Raw genomic sequence first — 25,743 nt, forward strand, 5'->3', positions numbered from 1 at the left:
CCGTCGTCAGACCTCGCGCGCGAAGAGATGGACCACGATCTCGTGGTCGTCGTCGTGGATGCGGATGTCCCGGTCGGGGTCCGACACGAATCCGAGTCCCCGGTACAGCGCGTGCGCGCCGGTCATGTGCTCGCCGCTGTTGAGCACGACCACGCGGTAACCGCGTCGCCGGGCCTCGTCGAGGGTGAAGGTCGTCAGCCGGGCGCCGATCCCGCGCCGCCGGGCGTCCGGGCTCACGGCGAGGAGCCGGAAGTACAGCTCCCCCTCCCGCAGTGCGCCGCCGAGGTCGAAGCCGGCGCGCAGGATGGACACGGTCCCGAGCAGCGTGCCGTCGGCCTCCGCGGCGACCCAGACTTCGTACTCGTCGGTGCGGCCCGCGGTGTCGACCAATTGGGCGCGGTAGCCGTCGCTGATCGTGTAGTCGTTGCGGTAGGCGGCATAGCTGAGCGCACCGACGGCCTCGTACTCGTCCGGCTCCGCGAGCCGGATGACGAGGTCCTCACCCGGCGTCGTGGGGGAGGTCGGGGGTGTCTCGGTCGTGCTCATCGCTGCCGTGGTGCCTCTCTCATCGCCGTCGCGTGACGTCCTCCTCCGCAACCGTCGCACGGCCCGCTTTCTTCCCGCGCGGACGTGAGCCGTCGCGGGTGGGACGGCGTGCACACCCGCAACGACTCACGTCTCTCGGAGGCTCAGCGGTAGAGCGGGGCTCCGTCGGGACCGGCGGGGACGGGGGTGCCGTCCACGTGCAGCGGCCAGCCGAGCTGCTTCCCCGCCGGGACGGCGTGGAAGTCGGGCCGGCCGTCCGGACCGGCGGCGAGCGGAGTGCCGTCGGTCAGGCGCGGCCAGGCGAGCGGCTGGGACGGGGTGGCCGCGGGGGCGGGTGCCGAGGAGGCGGGTGCCGCGGGGGCGGGTGCCGAGGAGGCGGGTGCCGCGGGGGCGGGTGCCACGGGGGCGGGCGCCGCCGGGGAGGTCGGAGCGGGGCCAGCCGGGGAGGCGGGCGTTGCGGGGGCTGCCGCGGGAGCCGCCGGAGCCGCGGCAGCCGCCGGAGCACCGGGGGCGGGGATCGGAGCGGCCGCGCTGGCGGCCTGCCCGTACGGTGCCTGTCCGTAGGGTGCCTGTCCGTAGGGTGCCTGTCCGTAGGGTGCCTGTCCGTAGGGGGCGCCCGCGGAGGGGGCCTGCCCGTATCCGGACCGAGCCGCGGCCTGCGCCTGCGCGGCGGCGACGCGCTGGTCGCGGGAGCCGAGGAGGCCCCACAACGGCACGAGGACGAAGCACACCGCGGCGACGATGCTGACGGCGCCGATGACGCGGCCGTAGAACTCGTAATCCCACAGGTCGTTGAGCGAGTGCGGCGCCGGAAGCGTCACGAGCACGGCGACGACGGCGATGGCGACGAGCGCGATGACGGCGAAGATGTCCGTCGGGCGGCTGCGCCAGCGGTTCCAGATGAGGCGCAGCAGGTCGCCGAGGCCCAGCATGGCGCGCACCCACAGCAGCGTGCCGATCGCGAGGAAGAACGAGGCGAACTGGTCGCCGACGGTGAAGGGTCCGAGCCAGATGATCCCGATCCAGAGGAGGAGCAGGTAGGCGTCCGCTGCGAGCGACGCGAACTCGAACCAGGAGGGGCGGAACCGGCCGATGAGCGAGTCCACCCACACGAGCAGGGCGAACACGACCAGGGTGATGTTGGTCGCGATCACGCGTCCCAGGGTCTCGCCGCTCACGCCGAAGAGCACGAACCCGATCGACAGGAGCGCCGCCAGGATCACCGCCCCGATGAGCACGCGCGGGGCCCACCCGCCGATCGCACTGTTCCGGATGCCAGGTGTCGTCACGTCGTACGCCTTTCCACGGTTGGCGGAGGCCCGTCGCCCCCGCCAGTCACGCTAACAGAACGCGGCCCACGCGCATCCGGGCCTGCACCGAATACCGTGCAGCGGCGACTTGAGATTGACGTTACGTCAAGTTATAGCGTGGCAGCGAACGAGAGGAGGGTCGCCATGGACTGGTCCATCCAGGACATCGCCCGTATCGCCGGCACCACCAGCAGGACGCTGCGCCACTACGACGCCATCGGCCTGCTGCGACCGAGCCGCGTCGGCTCGAACGGGTACCGGCACTACGACCGGGATGCACTGGTGCGGCTCCAGCGCATCCTGCTGCTGCGGGAGCTCGGGTTGAGCCTCCCGGCCGTCGCCCGCGTGCTCGCCGACCGTGACGACGCGGTGCCCGCGCTGCGCGACCACCTCGGGTGGTTGCGGGGCGAGCAGGCACGACTGGCGCGGCAGATCGCGTCGGTCGAGACGACCATCCACGCCGTGGAGAGAGGAGAAGAGATCATGGCGGAAGACATGTTCGACGGGTTCGACCACACCCGGTACAAGGAGGAGGTCGAGCAACGCTGGGGGAGCGAGGCGTACGCCGCGTCGGATCGCTGGTGGCGGGGGATGACCCCGGAGCAGCGTCAGGGGTGCAAGGAGCGCCAGGAGCTGCTCGCCGCCGACTGGACGGACGCGGCCTCCCGCGGGCTCGCGCCCGACTCGGACGAGGCCCAGGCGCTCGCCCGGCGTCACGCGGAATGGCTGGCCGACATCCCCGGAACCCCGGGCTACGGCACCGGCACGCCGCCGGCGGGCTACTTGACGGGCCTCGGCGACATGTACGTCGCCGACGCGCGCTTCGCCGCGAACTACGGCGGCGCCTCCGGTGCCGAGTTCGTCCGCGACGCCCTGCGAGCCTACGTGGCTGCCCGCCCCGCGTAGGCGCGCACGCCGGGTGCCCGCGCCGTCGAGGCGGCCCACAGTGGGCCGTCTCGACGCGATTCGTGCGATTTCGAGCCGTCTCGGCGAGAGCGCCGGAGGCGGCGCGGGTCAGGCGCGGCGCGCGCGGGCGCGGCCGGTGAGGCGGTCGTCGAGCCAGTGGGCGGCGACGAGGCGGGAGGGGCGGCGGTCGGAGTCGGCAGGGGGAGTGGACTCTCCGGCGTCCGCGGAGCGGGCGGCGGGCGTCGCGTCCGCCGGCGCCCGGTCGGGCTGCGCCCGGCGCACGAGCGGGCTGCGCGCGTGGTCGGCGAAGCGATGGCGTGCGGCGGCGTCCGATTCGAGCAGGATGCCGTCGCGCACGTCGACACGCGCGGCATCCTGCTCGTCGCGAAGGCCGGCCGACTGCTCGGCCGTGCCCTCGAGTTCGCTCTCCAGCGGCGCAGTCGTTGCAGCGTCCTGCGGCAGCCGGATGGCGAAGAAGGGGATCGTGATGGCGCAGAGCGGCCCGATCAGGAGGGCCTCGGCGAGGGTGCCGACGCCGACGTTGCCGCCGAGGATCCAGCCGATCACGAGGACGACGATCTCGATACCGGTGCGGACGGCCCAGATCGGCCATCCCGTCCGCGCGTGCAGGCCGGTCATGAGGCCGTCTCGGGGACCGGGGCCCAGTTGGGCTCCGATGTAGAGGCCGGTCGCGACGGCGAGCAGGGCCAGCCCGGCGAGGAAGAGCAGCACCTGCAGCCACAGCTCGGTCTGCTGGGGAATGATCCACAGCCCGAACTGCGCGCTGGGCCCGACGAGCAGCACGTTGAGCACCGTGCCGAGACCCGGGCGCTGTCGCAGTGGGATCCAGAGGAGGAGCACGGCGAGGCCGACCACGTTCGTGATGAGGCCGAACGCCCAGCCGCTGTGGATGGAGAGACCCTGGGCGAGCACATCCCACGGCGACACCCCGATGGCAGCGCGCACCATCAGTGCGATGGCCATCCCGTAGAGGAAGAGGCCGATCAGCAACTGGACGAGGCGCCGGGTCAGGAGGAGTCGAGTGGTCACCTTCACAATCCAATCGTCCGATTGGCCTTCCATCAAGATGCCAATTCAGTTAAGGTGGCTTGCATGTCGGATGCGCATCTCACGGCCCGCTCCCTGGAGGCCCTGCTCGGGCAGTGGCGGGGGAACGGCTCGCAGTACCAGGACCTCGCCGACCGGGTGCGCCTCCTGGTGCTCGACGGCCGCATCCCGATCGGCACACGCCTGCCGGCCGAGCGTGATCTCGCCGCCCGCCTGGCCCTGAGCCGCACGACGGTCGCCGCGGCGTACCGCCACCTGCGCGAGGGCGGCTTCGTCGACAGCGTGCGCGGGTCCGGCAGCGTGACCCGCCTCCCCGGACCCGCGCTCGCCCTGCCGATCGGCGGCGGCGAAGGGATGCTCGACTTCACGAAAGCCGCACTGCCGGCGGCGGCGTCGCTCCCGGCTGCCGCGCGCGCGGCCGCCGAAGAGCTGCCCCACTTCCTCCCCGACTCCGGCTACGACCCGGTCGGTCTGCCGCACCTCCGGCAGGCGATCGCCGACCGCTACACCGAACGCGGGCTCCCGACCGATCCGGACCAGGTGCTGGTGACCCTCGGCGCGCAGCAGGCCATCGCCCTGATCGCCCGCACCTTCCTCGGCCGCGGCGACCGGGCGCTGGTCGAGATGCCGACCTATCCCCACGCCACGGAGGCGCTCCGGCTGGCGGGCGCGCGGCTCGTCCCGATCACGGTGACGCCGCCGGAGGAGGGGCCGCATCCCCTCGGCGCGGAGAACGACGGGTGGGACGTGGACGCGATCGAGCAGACGATCCGCCGGGCGAACCCCGCCCTCGCCTACCTCATCCCCGACTTCCACAACCCGACGGGCGCGTCCATGTCGCCCACCACGCGCGAGCGGGTGCTGGCCGCGGCCGCGGCCCAGGGGACGATCGTCGTGGCGGATGAGACGACGGGCGAGCTCGACATCGACCGCCTCGGTGCGCACCTCCCGCTGCCGCACTATGCGGAGCCCCACGCGGGAGGGGCCCCCGTGCTGCTGATCGGCTCGGCCAGCAAGAGCCTGTGGGGTGGTCTGCGGATCGGCTGGATCCGCGCCGACCGACCGCTCGTGCAGCGGATGATCGCCGCCAAACCCGCCACGGACCTCGGAACGCCGATGCTCGAGCAGCTCGTCGTCGCCCGCATGCTGCCGCAGACGGCGGAGATCGTGGAGGAGCGTCGGGTGCAGCTGCGGGAGGGGCGCGCGACCGTGCAGCGCCTGATCGCCTCCACCTTCCCCGACTGGACGATGCCGCGCCTCCACGGAGGACTCGCGGCCTGGGTCGGCATCGGTGCGCCGGTCAGCTCGGCGCTCGCTCTCGCCGCCCGCAACCACGGCCTCCTGATCGCCGCCGGCCCGCGCTTCGGACTCGACGGGGCCTTCGAGCGTTCGCTGCGCATCCCGATCACCTACTCGGTCGAGGAGACGGAGCGCGCCTTCGCGGCCCTGCAGCGCGCATGGGCCGTGGCGGCGAACGAGCCCGCGCCATACTATGACGCCCCGGCGCTGCCCAACGTGGTCTGAGCCGCCGGCGTCCGCGCCGCTGCCCTTCCCGCCGAGGGGTCGCATCTTGCCGCTACGGCGCAACCAATCCGGCGTTTCGCGACCCCGTCGTTCGACCCGGCGCCGGGCGCCGGAGGGGATGTAGTACCACGGCATGAGGATTGTGCAGTCGCTGCAATGCGATACTCGGCATGCGCCGTCGCTGTCGCACGTCCAGTAACAACCACCCGCTGAGGGGAACATCCGTGCACTTTCTCGCTGTGCTCAGCATGAAGAATCGCGCGCTGATCGCGCTCGTCACGATCGTGGCGGCCGTGTTCGGCGGCCTCGCGCTCGCGAACCTGAAGCAGGAGCTCGTCCCGTCGATCTCGTTCCCGCAGCTCGCGATCGTGTCGACCTACCCCGGGGCGTCGCCGGAGGTCGTGAACAACGACGTGAGCACGCCCGTGGAGGCCGCGATCCAGGGCGTCCCGGACCTCGAGAGCACGTCGGCGGTCAGCAGCACGAACCAGTCGATCATCACGGCGAAGTTCACCTACGGCACCGACCTGGCGACGGCCGAGCAGAAGATCGACCGTGCCATCAACCAGATCTCGTCGACGCTCCCGTCGGGGGTCGAGCCGCAGGTCGTCTCCGGCAGCATCGACGATCTCCCCGTCATCCAGCTCGCCGTCAGCAGCAGCGGCGACCAGCGCACGCTCGCCGACGACATCACCAAGGTCGCCCTCCCGGACATCAAGGACGTCACCGGCGTCAACGACGCACAGCTCGTCGGCGAGGTCGGCCGCCGCATCACGATCACCCCTGATGCGGCCAAGCTCGCCGCCGCGGGCGTCAGCAGCTCGGCGGTCAAGGATGCGCTGCAGCAGAACGGCGTACTGCTTCCGGGCGGCTCGATCACCGAGGACGGCAAGACTCTCTCGATCCAGTCGGGCAAGCAGCTCGCCTCGGTCGACGACATCGCGGCGCTGCCGCTGGTCCGCAGCGCGACATCCGCGAGCGGCGCGTCGGGTGCGAGCGGATCGAGCAGCGGCGCGGGTGCGGGTGCCGCGGGTGCGGGCGCCGCGGGCGCTGGTGCCGCGGGTGCCGGTGCCGCGGGTGCCGGCTCCTCAGCGTCCGCCGCTGCCGCCGCGGCCGACGCGGCGGCCACCCCGCCCACCATCGGCGACGTCGCCACGGTGGCGGAGACCGACGACCCGATCACCTCCCTCTCCCGCGTCGACGGCAAGCCCGCCCTGACGATCGCGGTGACCAAGCTCCCGTCGGCCAACACGGTCGAGGTCTCGCACGGCGTGACGGCGCTCATCTCCGACCTCGAGAAGAAGCTCGGCTCCGACGCGAAGATCACCGTCGTGTTCGACCAGGCTCCCTTCATCACGCAGTCGATCAACTCGCTCACCGAGGAGGGTCTGCTCGGCCTCGTGATGGCGGTCATCGTCATCCTGGTGTTCCTGCTGTCGGTGCGCTCGACCCTGGTGACGGCGATCTCCATCCCGACCAGCGTGCTCATCACCTTCGTCGTGATGTGGGCGACCGGCTACACGCTCAACATCATCACTCTCGGTGCGCTCACGATCGCGATCGGGCGCGTGGTCGACGACTCCATCGTGGTCATCGAGAACATCAAGAGACAGCTGGTGCCCGGCGCGGACCGGGCGGTCACCATCGTGCGCGCGGTCCGCGAGGTCGCCGGCGCGATCACCGCGTCCACCATCACGACCGTCGCGGTGTTCCTGCCCCTCGCGTTCGTGGGCGACGTGACGGGCGAGCTGTTCCGGCCGTTCGCGCTGACCGTCACGATCGCGCTGCTGTCGTCGCTGCTCGTGGCGCTGACGATCGTGCCGGTGCTCGCCTACTGGTTCCTGCGCGCTCCGAAGGCGCGCAAGCACGAGGGCGGCGCCCACGACGACGATGCCGCGCACCTGACGGTCGAGGAGGCCGCCGCGTCCGGTCACGACGAGCTCGAGCATCCCTCGCGACTGCAGAAGGGCTACCTGCCGATCATCCGGTGGACGCTCAAGCACTCGGCGATCACGGTGATCCTCTCGATCCTCGTGCTGATCGGCACTCTCGCGCTCGCCCCGCTGATGAAGACGAACTTCCTCGGTTCGAGCGGCCAGAACTCGCTGACGATCACGCAGACGCTCGAGGCGGGCGCGAGCCTCCAGGCCAAGGACGACGCGGCGAAGGCGGTCGAGCAGAAGCTGCTCGACACGAAGGGCGTCGAGACCGTGCAGGTCTCCATCGGCTCCAGCGGCTCTGCGCTGCGCGACGCCTTCGCGGGCGGCGGCGGAGGCGGCACCACCTTCTCCATCACGACCGACCCGGACGCCGACCAGGAGAAGCTGCAGAACACGATCGAGAGCGAACTCGGCTCGATCAGCGGCGCGGGCACCATCCAGGTGTCGTCGCAGAGCGGGTTCGGCGCCTCCAGCGACATCGAGGTGGACATCTCGGCGACGTCCAGCGCCGATCTGCAGACCGCGACCGACTCCGTCGTCGCCGAGCTGAAGAAGCACGACTCGCTCAAGCAGGTCACCGACAACCTGAGCGCCTCGCTGCCCTACATCGCCGTGACCGTCGACCGCACCAAGGCGGCGGAGGCCGGGCTGAGCGAGGTCGCGGTCGGCACGATCGTCTCCCAGGCGATGCAGCCGACCCAGGCCGGCACCGTCGCGATCGACGACACCAGCCTGAAGATCTACATCCAGAACGCCAACCCGCCGACGACCGTCGCCGGGCTCGCGGACCTGCAGATCCCGACGGCCGCCGGCATCGTGCCGCTCAGCTCCCTCGCGACCGTCGAGGAGGCCAAGGGCCCGGCGACGGTCACCACGGCGCGCGGCCTGCGCACGTCCACGGTGACGGCGACACCCGCGACGGACAACCTCACGGTCGCCAATGCGGACGTGACGAAGGCGCTCAAGGCTGCCGACCTCCCGAACGGCGCGACCGCCGTGATCGGCGGTGTCTCGTCGAGCCAGACCGACGCGTTCGCGCAGCTGGGGCTCGCGCTGCTCGCAGCCATCCTGATCGTGTACATCGTGATGGTGGCGACGTTCCGTTCGCTGCGTCAGCCGCTCCTCCTGCTCGTCTCGGTGCCGTTCGCGGCCACCGGCGCGATCCTGCTGCAGCTCGCCTCGGGCATCCCGCTCGGCGTCGCCTCGCTCATCGGTGTGCTGATGCTGATCGGCATCGTCGTGACGAACGCCATCGTGCTCATCGACCTGGTGAACCAGTACCGGAGGCGAGGGCTCTCGGTCGCGGAGGCGGTCGTCCACGGCGCCTCCCGCCGTCTGCGCCCCATCCTGATGACCGCGCTGGCGACCATCGCAGCGCTGACCCCGATGGCGATCGGACTCACCGGCCACGGCGGCTTCATCTCGCAGCCGCTCGCGATCGTGGTGATCGGCGGCCTGATCTCGTCCACCGTGCTCACGCTCGTCGTGCTGCCGACGCTCTACAACCTCGTCGAGGGGGCGCGGGAGCGCCGGCAGGCGAAGAAGGCGGCGAAGGGCGGCGGCGCGTCCGGGGACGCTGGGCCGGGCGACGGCGGCCCGGGCGGCGGCGGCCCGGGCGACGGCGGGGCTCCCCGCGGTCCCGGCGGCACCGGAGAGGTCGACGCGAGCACCCCGCAGCCGCCCGTGTTCACCTCCCCGGTCGGGGGCAAGCAGCTCTGACGATGTCCCGGGCGATCGACACGTCGTCCGGGATCCCAGACGGGGGATGCGTGGCCGCTCCGGTCCGCGCATCCCCCGCTCGGTATCGTCGCGCTATGAGCACCGCAGCGCTGTCCGTCGATCCGCTCTGGCCGCGGGCCGGTGACTGGCCCGCGCTCGAGACGCTCGGGGACGGCGCGCATGCGGACCTCGCCCTGCTCGGACTCCCGACCTGGCGCACCTCCCTCTCGCCGACCGGGGCGCACGCGACGCCTGCCGCGGTGCGATCCGCGCTGAGACGCTATTCGACCCACACCGCAGGCGCGGCGGTCGACCGCCTGCGGCTCGTCGACGAGGGCGATGTCGTGGAGCCGGACGGCCCGGAGGGCGAGGCACGCGCTATCGCGGCGATGCGGGCCGCCGCGGCCCGGTCGACCGTCACGGTGGCGGTCGGCGGCGACAACTCCCTGACCGTTCCCGCCGCTCTCGGCGCATTCGGCGATGACCTGCCGACGGCGGGGCTCATCACCCTCGACGCCCACCACGACCTCCGAGACGGCGTCTCGAACGGCTCGCCCGTCCGCCGGCTCGTGGAGGCGGGGCTCGCCGGCACCCGGATCGTCCAGATCGGGATCGCCGACTTCGCGAACTCGGCCGCCTACACGCGCCGGGCCGAGGAGCTCGGCATCACGGTGGTCCCGCGTGACGCGCTCCACGGCCGTCCGCTCGACGATGTCATGGCGGAGGCGCTCGACATCGCCGGGGCATCCGCAGGCCCGGTCCACGTCGACCTCGACGTGGACGTGTGCGACCGTTCCGTCGCTCCCGGCTGCCCGGCCTCTGTCCCCGGTGGCCTCGCGGCGTGGGAGCTGCGCCGCTTCGCACGCCTCGCCGCGGCCTCCCCGCGCGTCCGGTCGCTCGACATCGCGGAGGTGGACGCGACCGCCGACGCCGCCGACCAGCGCACGGTGCGGCTGGCCGCGCTCCTGGTGCTGGAGGCTGCGGCTGGGCTCGCGTCCCGCGCATCCTGACGCGATCGGCGCCGCGCAACAGCGGGGTCGCATTCTGCCGCTGTGGGGTGGTCTTTCCGGCGGTTTGCGTCCCCTGGGGTCGCGGTGCGTGCGCGGCTTGCAGGGTGTGAGTGGCGTGAGCGGTGTGAGCGTGAGAGGGGTCGCGCTCTGCCGCTTTGGTGCCCTAATACCGGCGGTTTGCGACCCCTGAGTGGCCGGCGGGCGGCGCGCGCGGGCGCGCGGCTACGCGCCGCCGATGACCGTCTGCGCGACGAGGGGGACGCCGGGGCGGTAGGCGAGGTGGACGTACGAGGGCGCGTCCAGGACGACGTAGTCGGCCCGGGCGCCGCGGCGGAGGTGACCGACGTCGTCGCGGCGGAGGGACTCGGCGCCGCCGAGAGTGGCCGCCCGCAGCGCCTCCGCGACGGTCATGCCCATGTCGCGCACCGCGACGGCGATACAGAACGCCAGGGACGAGGTGAACGACGACCCAGGGTTGCAGTCGCTCGCGAGGGCGACCCGGACGCCGGCGTCGAGGAGCCGGCGGGCGTCGGGGTAGGGGCGCCGCGTCGAGAACTCGACGCCGGGAAGGAGCCCGGCCACCGTGCCGGAAGCGGCGAGGGCCTCCACATCGGTGTCCGTGAGGTAGGTGCAGTGGTCGACGGCGGCGGCGTCGAGCTCGACGGCCAGGAGGATGCCCTCGCCGGGACCCAGCTGGCTTGCGTGTACCCGCACGCCCAGCCCGCGCGCCGCGCCCGCCGTCAGAATGCGGCGCGACTGCTCCGGATCGAAGGCGCCGGTCTCGCAGAACACGTCGATCCAGCGGGCGTGCGGCGCGCACGCGTCGAGCATGGGGCCGACGACCAGGTCGACATAGGCGGCAGCGTCGTCCGCGTACTCGGCGGGGACGACATGCGCGCCGAGGAATGTGGTCTCCGTGGTGACCTCCCCCGCGACGCGCAGTGCGCGTTCCTCGTCGGCGACCGTGAGGCCGTAGCCGCTCTTGACCTCGAAGGTCGTGGTCCCCTGGGCGCGCAACTCGGCCGTGAACCGGGTGAGGCGGTTACGCAACTCGTCGTCCGAAGCCGCGCGCGTCGCCGCGACCGTGCTGCGTATTCCGCCGGCGGAATACGGCTGCCCCGCCATGCGCGCCTCGAACTCGGCGGAGCGGTCACCGCCGAAGACGAGATGAGTGTGGCTGTCGACGAACCCCGGGATGACGGCTGCGCCGCCCGCGTCCACCTCGCGGTCCGCGTCTCCCCGGGGTGCGCGCGATGCCGGGCCCGTCCACTCGATCCGGCCGTCGACGGTGAGCAGGGCCGCATCCCGGACGAGTCCGAGGGGCCCGTCGTGCTGCGGGTCGAAAGTGACCAGTTCACCGATCCCGGTGAGGAGCGTCGGGGAAGACGGCTGCCGTGACATCAGCCGCGGGACCCCTCCCGGGCCGCGTGCTCCCGCATCGGGACGCGCAGGCCGCGCTCGTCGGCGACCTCCACCGCGCGCTCATAGCCCGCGTCCACGTGCCGCATGACCCCGGTGCCCGGGTCGTTGACGAGCACGCGCTCGATCTTCTCCGCGGCGAGCGGCGTACCGTCGGCGACGATCACCTGTCCGGCGTGGATGCTGCGACCGATGCCGACACCGCCGCCGTGGTGGAGCGAGACCCAGGTGGCGCCCGACGCGGTGTTGAGCAGGGCGTTCAGCAGCGGCCAGTCGGCGATGGCGTCCGAGCCGTCGGCCATCGACTCGGTCTCGCGGTACGGCGAGGCGACCGAACCGGAGTCCAGATGGTCGCGGCCGATGACGATCGGGGCGCTGAGCTCGCCGCTCGCGACCATCTCGTTGAACCTCAGGCCGGCGAGGTGGCGCTCCTTGTAGCCGAGCCAGCAGATCCGCGCCGGGAGGCCCTCGAACGGCACCTTCTCGCCCGCCTGGGTGATCCAGCGGCGCAGGTGCTGGTCCTCGGGGAAGAGGTCCAGGATGGCGCGGTCGGTCGCGGCGATGTCCGCCGGGTCGCCGGAGAGCGCCGCCCAGCGGAACGGCCCCTTGCCCTCGGCGAAGAGCGGCCGGATGTACGCCGGCACGAATCCGGGGAAGGCGAAGGCGCGGTCGTACCCGCCCAGCTGCGCCTCGGTACGGAGGGAGTTGCCGTAGTCGAAGACCTCGGCGCCGGCATCGAGGAAGCCGACCATGGCCTCCACCTGGGCCGCCATGGAGGCGCGTGCGGCCTGCGTGAACGCCTCGGGGTCGGCGGCGGCGCGGTCGTGCCACTCGTCGACGGAGACGCCGACGGGGAGATAGCTGAGCGGGTCGTGCGCGCTCGTCTGATCGGTCACGATGTCGATCGGAACGGCCCGGCGCAGCAGCTCGGGGAAGACCTCGGCGGCGTTGCCGACCACGCCGACGGAGAGCGCGCGGCCCTCCTCCTTCGCCGCGACCGCGCGGGCGACGGCGTCGTCCAGGTCGTCGGCGAGCTCGTCGAGGTAGCCGTGGTCGACGCGGCGCTCGAGGCGGCTGCGGTCCACATCGACGATGAGCACGGCACCACCGTTCAGCGTGACGGCGAGGGGCTGGGCGCCGCCCATCCCGCCGCAGCCGCCGGTCAGCGTGAGCGTCCCCGCGAGGCTGCCCCCGAACCTGTTGCGGGCGACGGCGCCGAAGGTCTCGTACGTGCCCTGGAGGATGCCCTGCGAGCCGATGTAGATCCATGAGCCGGCCGTCATCTGGCCGTACATCGTGAGGCCGAGGGCCTCGAGGCGGCGGAACTCGGGCCAGGTCGCCCAGTCGCCGACGAGGTTCGAGTTGGCGATGAGCACGCGCGGCGCCCACTCGTGCGTGCGGAAGACGCCGACCGGCTTGCCCGACTGCACCAGCAGGGTCTCGTCGGGCTCCAGGTCGCGGAGGGTCTCGACGATCGCGTCGAACGCCTCCCAGCTGCGGGCTGCGCGGCCGGTGCCTCCGTAGACGACCAGGTCGTCGGGACGCTCCGCGACCTCCGGGTCGAGGTTGTTCATCAGCATCCGGAGGGGTGCCTCCGTCTGCCAGCTCTTCGCGGTCAGCCGGGTGCCGCGCGGGGCGCGCACTGCTCTCGCTCCATCCATGGTGTCGGCTCCTTCGTCGTGGTCGTGGTCGTGGGCTCAGGTCAGCGGAGGGGGTGGCCGAGGGCGCTCTCGGCGGCGTCGGCGAGGGTGCCGGAGGCGACGAGCGCGACCGCGGCCTCGATCTCGGGGGAGAGGTAGCGGTCCGGCCCGGGACCGGCGACGGCCTTCCGCAGTGCCGCGGTGACCGCACCGGTGGCGGGAGCCTGACCGAGGGGCGCCCGGAGGTCGGCGCCGCGCGAGGCCGTGAGCAGCTCGATCGCGAGCACCCGCGTGAGCCCGTCGACGGCCCGGCGGAGCTTGCGGCCCGCGGCCCATCCCATCGACACGTGATCCTCCTGCATGGCGGACGACGGGATGGAGTCGGCCGAAGCCGGGGCCGCGAGCCGCTTCAACTCCGAGACGATGCCCGCTGCGGTGTACTGCGCGATCATCAGGCCGGAGTCGACCCCCACCTCGTGGGCGAGGAACGGTGGGAGGCCCTGGTTGCGGGCCGGGTCGAGGAAGCGGTCGGTGCGCCGTTCGGACATACTCGCGACGTCCGCCACGACGATGGCGAGGAAGTCGAGCACGTAGGCCACGGGCGCGCCGTGGAAGTTGCCGTTCGACTCCACCCGGCCGTCGAGCGTCAGGACGGGGTTGTCGATAGCGGAGGCCAGTTCGCGCTCGGCGACGGTCGTGGCGTGTGCTGCGGTGTCACGGGCTCCGCCGTGGACCTGCGGGGCGCAGCGCAGAGAATAGGCGTCCTGGACGCGCGTGCACTCGGGGCCTTTGTGGCTGGCGACCAGCGGCGAGCCGGCGAGCAGGTCGCGCAGATTGCCGGCCGAGACGGCCTGCCCGGTCTGCGGGCGCAGCCGCTGCAGGTCGTCCGCGAAGACCGCGTCGGTGCCGAGGAGCGCCTCGACGCTGAGGGCGGCCGCGATGTCGGCGGTGGTGAGGAGGCGCTGGAGGTCGTGGAGGGCGAGAGACAGCATTCCGAGCATCCCGTCGGTGCCGTTGATGAGCGCCAGGCCCTCCTTCTCGGCGAGAACGACCGGCTCGATGCCGGCGGCGGCCAGGGCATCCGCGGCGTCGACGAGCTCGCCCTCGACCCTGACCTGCCCCTCGCCCATCGCCGCCAGCGCGCAGTGGGCGAGCGGCGCGAGGTCTCCCGAGCAGCCGAGCGAGCCGTACTCGCGGACGATCGGCGTGATGCCCGCGTTGAGCACGGCGGCGTAGGTCTCGACCGTGCGCGGGGTGGCGCCGGTGCGGCCGGTCGCGAGGGTCGCGAGGCGCAGCAGCATGAGCGCGCGGACGACTTCCCGCTCGACCTCCGGTCCGCTGCCCGCGGCGTGCGAGCGCACGAGGCTCGCCTGCAGCTGCGCGCGCCGCTCGGCCGGGATGAACGTGGTCGCGAGCGCGCCGAAGCCGGTCGAGATGCCGTAGTGCGGCTCCGTGTCGTCGGCCAGCGCTTCCACGATCGCGCGGGAGGCGGCGACGGTCTCGAGCGCATTCGGGTCGAGCTCGATGCGGGCATCATGGCGGGCGACGGCGACGACGTCCGCGATCGTGAGCGGTGCGCCGCCCACGGTCACGGCGCTGATGTCGGTGGAGGTGGTGACGAGCATGCTCCGATCCTCGCCGCGGGGGCATGCGCTCGGGCCGGCTGTACACTCATCCGTGTCCGGGATCCCAGACGGCGCCCGGGAGGCAGGGCCGCCTCCCCCGCCGCTCGCCCGCGAGAGGATGGGTCGATGAGCAAGGTCCCCGCTGCAGAGAACACCCTCCGCATCCTCGGCCACCTCGCCGCACAGCGGGGACCGGTTCCGGCGGCGAGCATCGCGACGGCGCTCGCTCTGCCGCGCTCCACCGTCTACCACCTGCTCACCGTGCTCGGAGACCACGGGTTCGTCCTCCACTTCCCGGAGGCGCGCCGCTACGGTCTCGGCGTCGCCGCCTACGAGCTCTCGAGCGCCTTCTCACGCCAGCAGCCGCTGAGCAGGCTCGGCCGCCCGATCGTCGCCGGTCTGGTCGACGCGATCGGCGAATCCGGACACGTGGCCGTGCTGCACGGGCGCGACGTCGTGTACATCGTGGAGGAGCGTGCGCCCCGCCGGCCGCGGCTCGTGACGGATGTGGGGGTGCGCCTTCCGGCTCACCTGACCGCCAGCGGCCGGGCGCTGCTCGCGACCCTCCCTGCCGGGCAGCTGCGCGCCCTGTACCCCGACCGAGACGCCTTCGAGGAGCGCACCGGCGCCGGGCCGCACACCTACGGCGAGCTGCGCCGGGTGCTGGCGGAGGTGCGCGAACGCGGGTTCGCGACGGAGGACGGAGACGTCACGCCCGGCTTCGCGTCCGTCGCCGTGTCGGTGCGCGACCACGCCGGCTGGCCGGCTGCGGGGATCGCGGTGACCTTCCCGCGCGAGAACGTGCCTCACACGGAATGGGAGACGCTCGCCGCGCGGGTGCGGGATGCGGCGGCGGAGCTGTCGCGGCGCATCCGCGGGAGCTGAGGGCGGGAGGCGTCCGGCGACACGGCGCTCCGCTGCCGCACAGGGGTCGCACTCTGCCGCATTGCGCCGATCAGAGCGGCGGAGTGGGACCCCTGTGGCGGGAGGTGGGGCCGTTCAGCCCTCGGCGAGGGTGAGGGTCGTGTCGTGCGAGCGGCCTCCGCGCACGAAGGTGACCGCGACCTCGTCGCCGGGCCGGGAGGTGATCTGCACTGCCGTGAGGACGTCGACGCTGCTGGCGGGCGTCCCGTTCAGGGCGGTGACGACATCCCCGGCCTGCAGCCCGGCGTCGGCCGCCGGGCCTCCCGCGTCGATGGACTGCACGAAGAGGCCGTCGGCGATGCCGTAGGCGGCGGCGACGCCGGGCGGGATCGGGAGGACGGAGAGGCCCGCCGTGGGGTACGAGACCTTTCCCTTGTCGATGAGCTCGTGCGCGATCCGCATCGCCGAGGACTCCGGCACGGCGAAGCCGATGCCCACACTGCCCGTGCTGCTCTGGCCTCCACTGCCCGGCACGGTCGCGATCGCGGTGTTCACGCCGACGAGACGCCCGCGGCAATCGACGAGCGCGCCTCCCGAGTTGCCCGGGTTGATGGAGGCGTCGGTCTGGATGGCGCCGACCAGCACCGCATTGCGGTCGTCGTCGCTCGGGACGGGGACGGTGCGGCCGAGCGCGCTGACGATGCCGGCGGTGACGGTGCTCGACAGCCCCAGCGGCGCGCCGAGGGCGACCACGGGCTGCCCGACGGACAGGGCGCCCGAGTCGCCGATCGAGATGACCGGCAGCGGCTCGTCGTCGTCGACCTTCACCACCGCGAGGTCGGTCTTCGGGTCGCGGCCGACGAGCCGGGCGTCGAGGTCGTGCCCGTCGCTGAGGCGCACCGAGAGGGAGCCTCCGGAGGCCGCGGGCGAGATGACGTGGTTGTTCGTGAGGATGTAGCCGTCGTCCGTGATGATCTGACCGCTGCCGTTACTGCGGCCGCCCGAGGAGGAGGTGACGGAGATCGTGACGATCGTGGGCAGGACGCCGTTCGCGACCGAGGAGGCGTCGCAGGCTCCGGACGCACCCGCCGTAAGCGCGGTCGTCGTGATGGTGCCCGCGATGAATCCGCCGGCGATGAGGGCGAGGGCCGAACCGGTGACGAGGAGGGCGGTGGCCCGGGAGGCGCGGGATGCAGGGGTCGGCGCGAGGTCGGCCGGGGTCGTGGTCGTCGGCGCGGTGCTCACCCCGTCCGGTGTCGACCCGGTCGGCGCGTCGGCGCCGTCCTTCGGAGCGTTCTCCGACTGCTCGTCGCGGTCTGTCACGGCGCCTCCCTGGTCGATCGTGCGCAAGGCTAGCGGCGCCAGAGCGCGGGGCGCTACTGTCCTGGCATGGTCAGGTTCCTCATCCGTGCGGCGATCTTCGTCGTGACCGCCGCTCTCGGGCTGCTGGTGGCCATGTGGCTGCTGCCCGGGTTCCATCTCGAGTGGGCCGGCGGTCTCGTCGCCATCGTGGTCTTCGCCATCGCGCAGAGCGTGCTGGCGCCGTTCATCTTCAACCTGGCGCGCAAGTACGCGTCGGCGGTGCTCGGCGGGATCGGGCTCGTGTCGACGCTCGTGGCGCTGATCATCGCGTCGCTGTTCCCCGGCGGTATCCGCGTCGACGACTTCGTGACATGGATCCTCGCGGCCCTGGTGGTGTGGCTCGTCACGGCGCTCGGCACCTGGTTGCTGCCGCTGATCTTCCTGAAGAAGAAGGTCACCGCCTCCCGCGCCTGAGGCGGCGCTTCGCAACGCCGCTACGCCGCCGAGCACGCCCGAAAGTGCCGACCGTGGCGTGGTGCGAGCCTTGCGATGTGGACCAAATGTGGAGAATGGCGGCGCCAGAGTGCACATTCGGTCCAAATGCGGGGCAGGACACCTCTCCGCTGCCTGCGCGTCACGGGGTGGCCCCCTCCTTTCCATCTTCAGTGGAATCCGGCAACGATGCTCGTCGCCTGGCTCGCCTCCGGCGGGCTGAGCTTCTCCACCGGGCGTCTACGACGTCAGCGGGGGCGCGCGACGTACTGAGCGCCTGGCCGCGTCAGGCCCCCACGTAGCGCGCCAGGTGCTCGCCCGTCAGGGTCGAGCGCGCTGCGACCAGCTCGGCAGGCGTGCCCTCGAAGACCACGCGGCCGCCGTCGTGCCCCGCGCCCGGGCCGAGGTCGACGATCCAGTCGGCGTGGGCCATGACGGCCTGGTGGTGCTCGATCACGATGACCGACTTGCCGGAGTCGACGAGCCGGTCCAGGAGGCCGAGGAGCTGCTCGACGTCGGCCAGGTGCAGGCCCGTGGTCGGCTCGTCGAGCACGTAGACGCCGCCCTTCTCGCCGAGGTGGGTGGCCAGCTTGAGCCGCTGGCGCTCGCCGCCGGAGAGGGTGGTGAGCGGCTGGCCGAGGGCGAGGTAGCCGAGGCCGACATCCTCCAGGCGGTCCAGGATGGCGCTCGCCGCCGGGGTGCGCGCCTCGCCCTCGCGGAAGTACTCGCGCGCCTCCGTGACCGGCATCGCCAGCACCTCGCTGATGTCCTTGCCGCCGAGAGTGTGTTCGAGCACCGAGGCCTGGAACCGTTTGCCCCCGCACTCCTCGCAGACGGTGGCGACGCTCGCCATGACCCCGAGATCCGTGTAGATCATCCCGGCGCCGTTGCAGGTCGGGCACGCGCCCTCGGAGTTGGCGCTGAACAGGGCGGGCTTCACGCCGTTCGCTTTTGCGAACGCCTTGCGGATCGGCTCCAGCAGGCCGGTGTAGGTGGCGGGGTTGCTGCGTCGTGAGCCGCGGATCGCACCCTGGTCGATCGAGACGACGTCGTCGTGCGACGACACCGAGCCGTGGATGAGGGAGCTCTTGCCCGAGCCCGCCACCCCGGTCACGACGACGAGCACTCCGAGCGGGATGTCCACGTCGACGTCGTGCAGGTTGTTGGCGGTCGCCCCGCGCACGGGCAGGGCGCCGGAGGGGGTGCGAACCGCATCCTTGACCGCGGCGCGGTCGTCGAGATGGCGGCCCGTGAGGGTGCCGCTCGCCCGCAACCCCTCCACGGTGCCCTCGAAGCAGATGGTGCCTCCCGCGGTCCCCGCGCCCGGACCGAGATCGACGACGTGGTCGGCGATCGCGATCGCCTCGGGCTTGTGCTCCACCACGAGCACCGTGTTGCCCTTGTCGCGCAGCCGCAGCAGCAGTTCGTTCATCTTCTGGATGTCGTGCGGGTGGAGCCCGATGGTCGGCTCGTCGAACACGTAGGTGACGTCGGTGAGCGACGATCCGAGGTGCCGGATCATCTTGGTGCGCTGCGCCTCCCCGCCCGACAGCGTGCCGGAGGGCCGGTCGAGGGAGAGGTAGCCGAGCCCGATCTCGACGAACGAGTCGAGCGTGTGCCGCAGGTTCGCGAGGAGGGGCGCGACCGACGGCTCGCCGATCCCGCGTACCCACTCCGCGAGGTCGCTGATCTGCATCGCGCACGCGTCGGCGATGTTCACGCCGTCGATGCGGGAGGAGCGGGCTCCCTCGTTGAGGCGCGTGCCGCCGCAGTCCGGGCAGGTCGTGAACGCGACGGCGCGGTCGACGAACGCGCGGATGTGCGGCTGGAGGGCGTCGCGGTCCTTCGACAGGAAGGACTTCTGGATCTTCGGCACCAGCCCCTCGTAGGTCATGTTGATGCCGGAGATCTTGACTTTCGTCGGCTCCTTGTAGAGGAAGTCCTTCAGCTCGGCGTCCGTGTAGTCGTCGATCGGCTTCGCCGCGTCGAGGAACCCGGACTCGGCGTACTGCCGCACCGCCCAGCCGTCGGCCGTGTAGCCCGGGACCGTGATCGCACCCTCGGAGAGCGATCGGGTGCCGTCGTACAGCTGCGCGAGGTCGATCTCGTTGACCATCCCCATCCCCTCGCAGCGCGGGCACATCCCACCGGTGATGGTGAAGCTGCCGGCCTCCGCCTTGCCGGAGCCGCGCTCGATCGTCACGGCCCGGTCGCCGTGCACCGACGCCACGTTGAAGGAGAACGCCTGCGGTGACCCCACCTGCGGCTGCCCGAGCCGGCTGAACAGGATGCGCAGCATCGCGTTCACGTCCGTCGCCGTTCCCACGGTCGACCGCACGTTCGCGCCGAGCCGCTCCTGGTCGACGATGATCGCGGTCGTCAACCCCTCGAGCACGTCGACGTCCGGTCGGGCCAGCGCGGGCATGAAGCCCTGCACGAACGCGCTGTAGGTCTCGTTGATCATCCGCTGCGACTCGGCGGCGATCGTCCCGAACACCAGGGAGCTCTTGCCCGAGCCGGAGACCCCCGTGAACACGGTGAGCCGCCGCTTGGGCAGCTCGACGCTGATGTCCTTCAGGTTGTTCTCGCGGGCGCCCTGCACCCGCAGCAAGTCGTGCGTGTCGGCGACGTGAGTGGTGGGCGTGCTCATCGGTCTCTCCCTCGGTCCGGCGCTCCCACGCTAGCGGGTGGCGCCCACGGCGCGGAGAGCTACACCTGGGCGAAGCGCTGCGCCGACCGCGCCTTCGCCTTCTCCGCCTCGACCTCGCGGTTCTTCGGCGGGGCGGAGGTCGTCAGGTGATCGAGGAGGTGCTGGGTCGCGTGGGCGATCTCCGCGACCGCCTGGTCGAACGCCGCGGCGTTCGCCTGGGAGGGCGTGGTCGACCCGGACACCTTGCGCACGTACTGCAGCGCGGCGGCGCGCACCTCGTCAGAGGTGGCCGCGGGCTCGAAGTTGTGGAGGACGTGGATGTTGCGGCACATACCGGGAGGGTACGCCGGGCGCGGCGGCGTCGCCATGCCCGTCGGGCCGCGACGGTGCTACGCCCGTCCGCGCGCCGCCCACTCCAGTCTGCGCAACGACTCGGCGTTGCGCACGTGCAGCACGAGGTCGGCGATCGGGCGCGGGATGAGGCGCGCCGGCCCTGCGACCGGATGCTCCTCCATCCGCACCACGCATCCCGCGCCGCGTGGGCGGACGTCGATCACGACACGCTCCTCGCCGAAGGGACGCGTCTTGGCCTGCAGCACCATCCGTCGTGGCGGGTCCCATTCGTCGACGCGGGTCTCGTCGTTCAGCACGAACGGCCACACCCCGATGGAGTGGTGCAGCCGCGAACCCGCGGCAGGGTATCCGTCGTCCGCCGCCCGCATGCGGGACGCCCCGACGACCCAGCTGGGGTAGACCCACGGGTCCGCGAGCACGGCGAAGACCTGCTCCGGTGTGCAGTTGAGACGGCGGACGGTGACGGACATGCTCACTCCTTCGGTGCCAGCGATGGCATGCGGCTCATGCCGAACTCGTGGCGGAGGGCGCTGCGGGCGGCGTAGTAGCCGCCGAGACCGTGCACGCCGGGGCCCGGGGCGGCGGAGGCGGAGGCGAGGTAGAGGCCGCGGCCGGGCATCCGCCACGGGTCGGGGGAGGCTACAGGGCGGGCGATGAGCTGGCGGAAATCGGGCATCCCCGTCGAGATGTCGCCGCCGACGTAGTTGGGGTTGTACTGCTCCATCTGCACGGCGGTGCGGGACGTGCTGGCGAGCACGAGGTCGCGGAAGCCCGGGGCGAACCGTTCGATCTGCCGGATGACGGCCTCGGTGCGGTCGGCGGAGGAGCCCCGCGGGACGTGCGTGTACGCCCAGAGGACATGTTTGCCGGACGGTGCCCGGGATCCGTCGAAGAGGGAGGGCTGCGAGACGAGCACGTACGGATCGTCACCGAGCCGCCCGGCCGCGACCGCACGCTCCGCGCGGGCGACCGCGGGCCGCGAGCCCCCGAGGTGGACGGTCGCGGTCTCGTTCAGCTCAGGGTTCGTCCACGGCACCGGGCCGGACAGGGCGAAGTCGACCTTGCACACGCCGTTGCCGTCGCGGAATCGCGAGACCCGGCGCAGGTACCCGGCGGCGAGGCGGTCCTCGCCGAGGCGCGCGGCCGCACGGACGTGGGTGTCGAACACGATGGCGCGCGCGTCGGGGAGGTCGCCCAGGCTGGTGATCTCGGCCCCGGTCACGACCTCGCCGCCGTGCGCTTCTAGATCGGCGACGAGGGCGTTCGCGATGCTCTGCGACCCGCCGATCGGTACAGGCCAGCCCCGGGCGTGCGCATAGCTGACGAGGGTCAGTCCGGCGGCGGCGCCCGCGACGCTCGGGAGGGCGACCGTCGTGTGCGCGAAGGCGCCGGCCAGCAGGGCGCCCGGTTCCTCGGTGCGGAAGGGGAGGTTCCACCAGGGGCCGCCCTGCAGCAGAGCCGTCGCACCGAGACGGGCGGCGACGAGCGGATGTCGCGGGAGCTGGATCACCGCGGAGCCGGTGAACTGCGCCACCTCGTCCGCGTGCCGCGCGAGCGGGCCGATCAGCGCGCGCCAGGCGGCTCCATCGGGGCCGAGCGCGTCGGCCGTGCGCTCCAGGTCGCGATAGGCGAGGGCCGCGCGTCCACCGTCGAGCGGGTGACCGTACGAGGCGGTCGGTGTGATGAACCGCACCCGGTCCGCCAATCCGAACCGGCGGAAGAAGCCCGACGCGAAGGCCAGGGGGTGCACGGCGGAGCACAGGTCGTGGCGGAAGCCGGGGAGGGTGACCTCCTCGGTCCGCATCCCGCCTCCGGCCGTCGCGTTGCGTTCGTACACGCGGACGGCGAGACCGGCGCGGGCCAGCGTCACGGCCGCGGCGAGCCCGTTGGGGCCGGAGCCGATCACGACGGCGTCGACGGAGGAGTCGGAGGACATGACTCCTGTATACCCCGGAGGTCGCCCGCGGTCGTGAGGATCGGCAGCCCGCTCCCAGCATCCATCCTGTATCGTTGGACGGTCGGCTCTTGGCACCGCGCATGTGGCGCGCGGATGGGTTTGTAAGTCAAGCGGGCCGGTTCCGCACCCGATCGGTGGTGCGGACAATCACGATGTGAACGGCCCCGGACGATGTTCGTCGGGGAATCCCCGGTGCGCTTCAGCGCGCCGCCGCGCACTTGAACTCAACCCAGGAAGAACGACGCATGCCCCCGTACAAGAAGAACGACCGGCCCAAGCAGGCCGGCAGCAAGAGCCCCAAGCACCGCGGTTATCGCCCCGAGGAGCAGACCGCGGGCAAGAAGGCCCGCTGGTCCGCCGACGACCGGGCCAAGCGCGGCGCGAGCGCCGAGCGCGGCCGTTCCGTCTACGGCACCCGTGACGCCTCCGACAGCGCCGGCGGCCGTGGTCGCGGAGAGCGCCCGAACTGGGAGCCCCGCGGCAAGGACGCCCGCCGCACCGAGCGCGAGTGGGACAACCGCGGTCGCGCCGGCCGCGATGACCGGCCGCGCCGCGACGACGACCGACCGCGTCGGTCGTTCGACGACCGGGGCGACCGGGCCCCGCGTCGCGAATACGACGACCGCCCGCGTCGTTCCTTCGACGACCGGGGCGACCGTGCTCCGCGTCGCGAGTACGACGACCGTCCGCGCCGCACGGCGGACGACCGTACCGACCGCATGCGCCGCTCGTTCGACGACCGCGCCGAGCGGCCGCGTCGCGAGTACGACGACCGTCCGCGTCGGTCGTTCGACGACCGCGCCGAGCGGCCGCGCCGCGAGTACGACGACCGTCCGCGTCGTTCGTCCGACGACCGGGGCGACCGTGCTCCGCGTCGCGAGTACGAGGACCGTCCGCGTCGCGACTTCTCCGACCGTCCGCGTCGGTCGTTCGACGACCGCGCCGAGCGGCCGCGTCGCGACTACGACGACCGTCCGCGTCGTTCGTCCGACGACCGCGGCGACCGTGCTCCGCGCCGCGACTCCTCCTTCTTCCCGTCCCGCGACGGCAAGTCCGCGTACAACGCGCAGGACGACGTCGTGCTCGAGCGGCTCGAGGCCGACGCCATCCAGGCGGAGGACGTCGACGGCGTGACCTTCGCCGACCTGGGCTTCGGCGGCAACGTCGTGCGCGCCCTCGCCGAGCTCGGTGCCGAGAGGCCGTTCCCGATCCAGGCCGCGACGGCCCCCGATGTGATGTCCGGCAAGGACGTGCTCGGCCGCGGCCGCACCGGCTCCGGCAAGACGATCGCCTTCGGCGCCCCTCTGGTCGAGCGCCTCATGCAGCTCTGGGCGGAGTCGGGCAAGTCGGGCGGCAAGCGCCAGATCGGACGCGCCCCGCGCGCCCTGATCCTCGCCCCCACCCGCGAGCTGGCCCTCCAGATCGACCGCACGGTGCAGCCGATCGCCCGCAGCGTCGGCCTCTTCACCACCCAGATCTACGGCGGCGTGCCGCAGGGCCGTCAGGTCGGCGCCCTTCAGCGCGGCGTCGACATCGTGATCGGCACCCCGGGCCGCATCGAGGACCTCGTGGAGCAGGGTCGTCTCGACCTCAGCCAGGTCGTCATCAGCGTCCTCGACGAGGCCGACCACATGTGCGACCTCGGCTTCCTCGAGCCGGTGCAGCGCATCCTGCGCGAGACCGCCGAGGGCGGCCAGAAGCTGCTCTTCTCGGCGACCCTCGACACCGGGGTCGCCCAGCTCGTCGACGAGTTCCTCGTCGAGCCCGCCGTGCACGAGGTCGCGGGGGAGGACCAGGCGTCCTCCACCATCGATCACCGCGTGCTCGTGATCGAGCACCGTGACAAGCCGGCCATCATCGAGCAGCTCGCCGACCGCGAGGGCAAGACGCTGATCTTCGCCCGTACCCGCGCCTTCGCCGAGATGCTGGCGGACCAGCTGGACGACGCGGGGATCCCCGCGGTCAGCCTCCACGGCGACCTCAACCAGTCGCGGCGCACCCGCAACCTGCAGCAGCTGACGAGCGGCCGCGTCAACGTGCTCGTCGCGACGGACGTCGCCGCCCGCGGCATCCACGTGGACGACATCGACCTGGTCATCCAGGCCGATGCGCCGGACGAGTACAAGACCTATCTGCACCGCTCCGGCCGCACCGGCCGCGCCGGCAAGCAGGGCACGGTCGTGACGCTCATCCCGCGCCAGCGCCAGCGCCGCATGAACGACCTGCTCGACCGTGCCGAGATCGAGGCAGAGTTCGTCCCGGTCATCCCGGGCGACCAGCTGGTCACCGACCTCGCGCAGGCGTCCGCGCTCGCCGGGGCCGACGCGTAAGCGGGAGTCGAAGCGCGGAGCCCCCGCCCGTCGCGCAGCGTCTGCTGCGCGGTGGGCGGGGGCTCCTGCGTTGCGCGCCGCCGTCGGGCGGCCGGCGGTCAGCCGGTCAGCTGTGCCAGCGCGTGCCGGCCGAGGGACGCCATGCGTGGGCTGTCGTCGGAGTTCGCCGCCAGCGCCGTGCCCATGATGACCGCCCAGCCGCGTGCGCGTCGCCACGTCGCCTCGTCGACGGAGCCGTCCAGCGTCTCCCGGAACACGGCGCGGGCCGGCGCGTCGAAGGTGAGCCAGGCCGTCGCGAGATCGGTCGCCGGGTCGCCGGCGGTCACGTCCCCGAAGTCGATCACTGCGGCGAGCCCATCCACTGCGCCACTGGCGTCGGTGCGGAGCAGGAGATTGCCGGGGTGGGGGTCGCCATGCAGCCAGAGTGCCGGACCGCCCCACACCGGGGTGGCCAGCGCGTCCTCCCACACGGCGAGCAGGGCGTCGGTGGAGGCCACGGTGTCCGGGCGGGCGGCGAGCATCGCGAGGCGCTCGCGGACGGCGATGTCGCGCGTCGCGAGCGGAACGCCGCGGACCGGGTTGACCGGCGCATCGGCGGGCGCGGGGATGTGCACAGCGCGCAGGAAGCCCGCCAGCGGCTCCGCGATCACGGCGCGGGCGGAGGCGTCGACCGATGCGCCGTCGACCCCCTCCAGCCAGCGGACGATGCTCCACGGCCAGGGGAAGGTCACGCTCGGCACGCCGACGCGCACGGGGGCGGGGACGGGGATGGCGACGCGTTCGGCGATCGCGGCGAGGACGCGTTGCTCGTGCTCGATGAGGTGGGCGGCGGCCTCCCGCCGCGGCACGCGGACCGCGAGGTCGTCGCCGAGCCGGAAGATGCGGTTGTCCCACCCGTCGGACACCAGCCGCAACGGGCCGGCGAGATCGGGGTGCTGCTCGGCGATCATGCGCGCGACGAGCGTGGCGTCGGCGGCGATGTCCGCCGTCGGAGTGGATCCTGAGTGCACCCGCTCGACGCTAACAGACCGGCCGCCGAGACGTGAGCCGTTGCGGGTGAGGACGCGCCTCCACCCGCAACGACTCA

19 protein-coding genes are annotated in these 25,743 nt (G+C 72.5%); 7 read left to right on the forward strand and 12 right to left on the reverse strand.

The genetic code is table 11. The features are described from left to right. Positions 1 to 6: 6 nt before the first annotated feature. Together LLS1_RS03110 and LLS1_RS03115 are read right to left on the reverse strand one after the other, a co-directional pair. The gene (locus LLS1_RS03110; RefSeq protein WP_226653550.1) at positions 7 to 546 is read right to left on the reverse strand and encodes a GNAT family N-acetyltransferase; all 540 of its coding nucleotides are present in this window, start codon (positions 544 to 546) and stop codon (positions 7 to 9) included. 143 nt (positions 547 to 689) lie between these two features. Next, positions 690 to 1,835 (reverse strand): hypothetical protein, encoded by a 1,146-nt coding sequence (locus LLS1_RS03115; RefSeq protein ID WP_226653551.1) that lies wholly within the window; start codon positions 1,833 to 1,835, stop codon positions 690 to 692. A gap of 165 nt (positions 1,836 to 2,000) precedes the next feature. Between LLS1_RS03115 and LLS1_RS03120 the strand changes: the two genes are divergently transcribed. After that, the gene (locus LLS1_RS03120) at positions 2,001 to 2,762 is read left to right on the forward strand and encodes a MerR family transcriptional regulator (RefSeq protein WP_226653552.1); all 762 of its coding nucleotides are present in this window, start codon (positions 2,001 to 2,003) and stop codon (positions 2,760 to 2,762) included. A 108-nt stretch (positions 2,763 to 2,870) separates the two neighbouring features. On the opposite strand, the gene LLS1_RS19515 is transcribed toward LLS1_RS03120, so the two are convergent. Further along, on the reverse strand, positions 2,871 to 3,812 hold the full coding sequence (locus tag LLS1_RS19515; RefSeq protein ID WP_308443776.1) for a YitT family protein: 942 nt from the start codon (positions 3,810 to 3,812) through the stop codon (positions 2,871 to 2,873). Between the two features lie 63 nt (positions 3,813 to 3,875). Here LLS1_RS19515 and LLS1_RS03130 point away from each other — a divergent pair, with 63 nt between their 5' ends. From LLS1_RS03130 to LLS1_RS03140, 3 genes are all read left to right on the forward strand, one after another. Continuing rightward, complete coding sequence (locus LLS1_RS03130) at positions 3,876 to 5,354, forward strand: PLP-dependent aminotransferase family protein (RefSeq protein WP_226653553.1); 1,479 nt, start codon at positions 3,876 to 3,878, stop codon at positions 5,352 to 5,354. Between the two features lie 224 nt (positions 5,355 to 5,578). Beyond that, positions 5,579 to 9,013 carry an efflux RND transporter permease subunit gene (locus LLS1_RS03135; protein ID WP_226653554.1) on the forward strand — a complete coding sequence of 1,145 codons (3,435 nt, stop codon included), beginning with the start codon at positions 5,579 to 5,581 and terminating at the stop codon, positions 9,011 to 9,013. 95 nt (positions 9,014 to 9,108) lie between these two features. Next, complete coding sequence (locus LLS1_RS03140; protein WP_226653555.1) at positions 9,109 to 10,023, forward strand: arginase family protein; 915 nt, start codon at positions 9,109 to 9,111, stop codon at positions 10,021 to 10,023. Between the two features lie 222 nt (positions 10,024 to 10,245). On the opposite strand, the gene hutI is transcribed toward LLS1_RS03140, so the two are convergent. From hutI to hutH, 3 genes are read right to left on the reverse strand one after another with little or no spacing between them, the layout of a single operon-like run. After that, positions 10,246 to 11,424, reverse strand: coding sequence for an imidazolonepropionase (gene hutI, locus LLS1_RS03145; protein WP_226653556.1), 1,179 nt, complete (start codon positions 11,422 to 11,424; stop codon positions 10,246 to 10,248). Then, positions 11,424 to 13,103, reverse strand: coding sequence for a urocanate hydratase (gene hutU, locus LLS1_RS03150; protein WP_226653557.1), 1,680 nt, complete (start codon positions 13,101 to 13,103; stop codon positions 11,424 to 11,426). Before hutU ends, hutI begins: the two co-directional genes overlap by 1 nt. Positions 13,104 to 13,144: 41 nt before the next feature. Further along, the gene (hutH, locus tag LLS1_RS03155) at positions 13,145 to 14,707 is read right to left on the reverse strand and encodes a histidine ammonia-lyase (protein WP_226653558.1); all 1,563 of its coding nucleotides are present in this window, start codon (positions 14,705 to 14,707) and stop codon (positions 13,145 to 13,147) included. 126 nt (positions 14,708 to 14,833) lie between these two features. On the opposite strand from hutH, the gene LLS1_RS03160 reads away from it, so the two are divergent. Next, entirely contained in the window at positions 14,834 to 15,592 is a 759-nt protein-coding gene (locus LLS1_RS03160; RefSeq protein WP_223358208.1) for an IclR family transcriptional regulator, read from the forward strand. Between the two features lie 114 nt (positions 15,593 to 15,706). Here LLS1_RS03160 and LLS1_RS03165 read toward each other — a convergent pair whose 3' ends face one another. Next, a complete protein-coding gene (locus tag LLS1_RS03165) occupies positions 15,707 to 16,894 on the reverse strand; it encodes a S1C family serine protease (protein ID WP_226653559.1) in 1,188 nt (395 codons plus the stop codon). A gap of 66 nt (positions 16,895 to 16,960) precedes the next feature. Here LLS1_RS03165 and LLS1_RS03170 point away from each other — a divergent pair, with 66 nt between their 5' ends. Further along, complete coding sequence (locus tag LLS1_RS03170; protein WP_226653560.1) at positions 16,961 to 17,347, forward strand: phage holin family protein; 387 nt, start codon at positions 16,961 to 16,963, stop codon at positions 17,345 to 17,347. Between the two features lie 304 nt (positions 17,348 to 17,651). Here the strand turns inward: LLS1_RS03170 and LLS1_RS03175 are convergent, their stop codons facing one another. Genes LLS1_RS03175 through LLS1_RS03190 form a run of 4 tightly spaced genes read right to left on the reverse strand, consistent with a single transcriptional unit; the run spans position 17,652 to position 22,305 of the window. After that, positions 17,652 to 20,015 (reverse strand): excinuclease ABC subunit UvrA, encoded by a 2,364-nt coding sequence (locus tag LLS1_RS03175; RefSeq protein ID WP_226653561.1) that lies wholly within the window; start codon positions 20,013 to 20,015, stop codon positions 17,652 to 17,654. Positions 20,016 to 20,074: 59 nt separating this feature from the next. After that, positions 20,075 to 20,347: a DUF2277 domain-containing protein gene (locus LLS1_RS03180; protein WP_226653562.1), complete on the reverse strand. Its 273-nt coding sequence runs from the start codon at positions 20,345 to 20,347 to the stop codon at positions 20,075 to 20,077. 57 nt (positions 20,348 to 20,404) lie between these two features. Continuing rightward, entirely contained in the window at positions 20,405 to 20,839 is a 435-nt protein-coding gene (locus LLS1_RS03185) for an SRPBCC family protein (protein ID WP_226653563.1), read from the reverse strand. 2 nt (positions 20,840 to 20,841) lie between these two features. Further along, the gene (locus LLS1_RS03190) at positions 20,842 to 22,305 is read right to left on the reverse strand and encodes an NAD(P)/FAD-dependent oxidoreductase (protein ID WP_226653564.1); all 1,464 of its coding nucleotides are present in this window, start codon (positions 22,303 to 22,305) and stop codon (positions 20,842 to 20,844) included. A 266-nt stretch (positions 22,306 to 22,571) separates the two neighbouring features. Here LLS1_RS03190 and LLS1_RS03195 point away from each other — a divergent pair, with 266 nt between their 5' ends. Then, positions 22,572 to 24,656, forward strand: a complete 2,085-nt coding sequence (locus LLS1_RS03195) for a DEAD/DEAH box helicase (RefSeq protein ID WP_226653565.1) — start codon at positions 22,572 to 22,574, stop codon at positions 24,654 to 24,656. A gap of 98 nt (positions 24,657 to 24,754) precedes the next feature. On the opposite strand, the gene LLS1_RS03200 is transcribed toward LLS1_RS03195, so the two are convergent. Continuing rightward, positions 24,755 to 25,666: an aminoglycoside phosphotransferase family protein gene (locus LLS1_RS03200; RefSeq protein ID WP_308443777.1), complete on the reverse strand. Its 912-nt coding sequence runs from the start codon at positions 25,664 to 25,666 to the stop codon at positions 24,755 to 24,757. Positions 25,667 to 25,743 lie beyond the last annotated feature (77 nt).

It is taken from the genome of Leifsonia sp. LS1 (genome assembly GCF_020521355.1).
Taxonomy (GTDB): domain Bacteria; phylum Actinomycetota; class Actinomycetes; order Actinomycetales; family Microbacteriaceae; genus Leifsonia.

What these genes read in the sequence shown, in the direction of transcription:
- hutU (WP_226653557.1), bottom strand. Translation starts at nt 13,103, where the DNA reads ATGGATGGAGCGAGAGCAGTGCGCGCCCCGCGCGGCACCCGGCTGACC.
- hutI (WP_226653556.1), bottom strand. Translation starts at nt 11,424, where the DNA reads ATGTCACGGCAGCCGTCTTCCCCGACGCTCCTCACCGGGATCGGTGAA.
- LLS1_RS03180 (WP_226653562.1), bottom strand. Translation starts at nt 20,347, where the DNA reads ATGTGCCGCAACATCCACGTCCTCCACAACTTCGAGCCCGCGGCCACC.
- LLS1_RS03175 (WP_226653561.1), bottom strand. Translation starts at nt 20,015, where the DNA reads ATGAGCACGCCCACCACTCACGTCGCCGACACGCACGACTTGCTGCGG.
- LLS1_RS03110 (WP_226653550.1), bottom strand. Translation starts at nt 546, where the DNA reads ATGAGCACGACCGAGACACCCCCGACCTCCCCCACGACGCCGGGTGAG.
- LLS1_RS03120 (WP_226653552.1), top strand. Translation starts at nt 2,001, where the DNA reads ATGGACTGGTCCATCCAGGACATCGCCCGTATCGCCGGCACCACCAGC.
- hutH (WP_226653558.1), bottom strand. Translation starts at nt 14,707, where the DNA reads ATGCTCGTCACCACCTCCACCGACATCAGCGCCGTGACCGTGGGCGGC.
- LLS1_RS03195 (WP_226653565.1), top strand. Translation starts at nt 22,572, where the DNA reads ATGCCCCCGTACAAGAAGAACGACCGGCCCAAGCAGGCCGGCAGCAAG.
- LLS1_RS03140 (WP_226653555.1), top strand. Translation starts at nt 9,109, where the DNA reads ATGAGCACCGCAGCGCTGTCCGTCGATCCGCTCTGGCCGCGGGCCGGT.
- LLS1_RS03185 (WP_226653563.1), bottom strand. Translation starts at nt 20,839, where the DNA reads ATGTCCGTCACCGTCCGCCGTCTCAACTGCACACCGGAGCAGGTCTTC.
- LLS1_RS03160 (WP_223358208.1), top strand. Translation starts at nt 14,834, where the DNA reads ATGAGCAAGGTCCCCGCTGCAGAGAACACCCTCCGCATCCTCGGCCAC.
- LLS1_RS03170 (WP_226653560.1), top strand. Translation starts at nt 16,961, where the DNA reads ATGGTCAGGTTCCTCATCCGTGCGGCGATCTTCGTCGTGACCGCCGCT.
- LLS1_RS03190 (WP_226653564.1), bottom strand. Translation starts at nt 22,305, where the DNA reads ATGTCCTCCGACTCCTCCGTCGACGCCGTCGTGATCGGCTCCGGCCCC.
- LLS1_RS03130 (WP_226653553.1), top strand. Translation starts at nt 3,876, where the DNA reads ATGTCGGATGCGCATCTCACGGCCCGCTCCCTGGAGGCCCTGCTCGGG.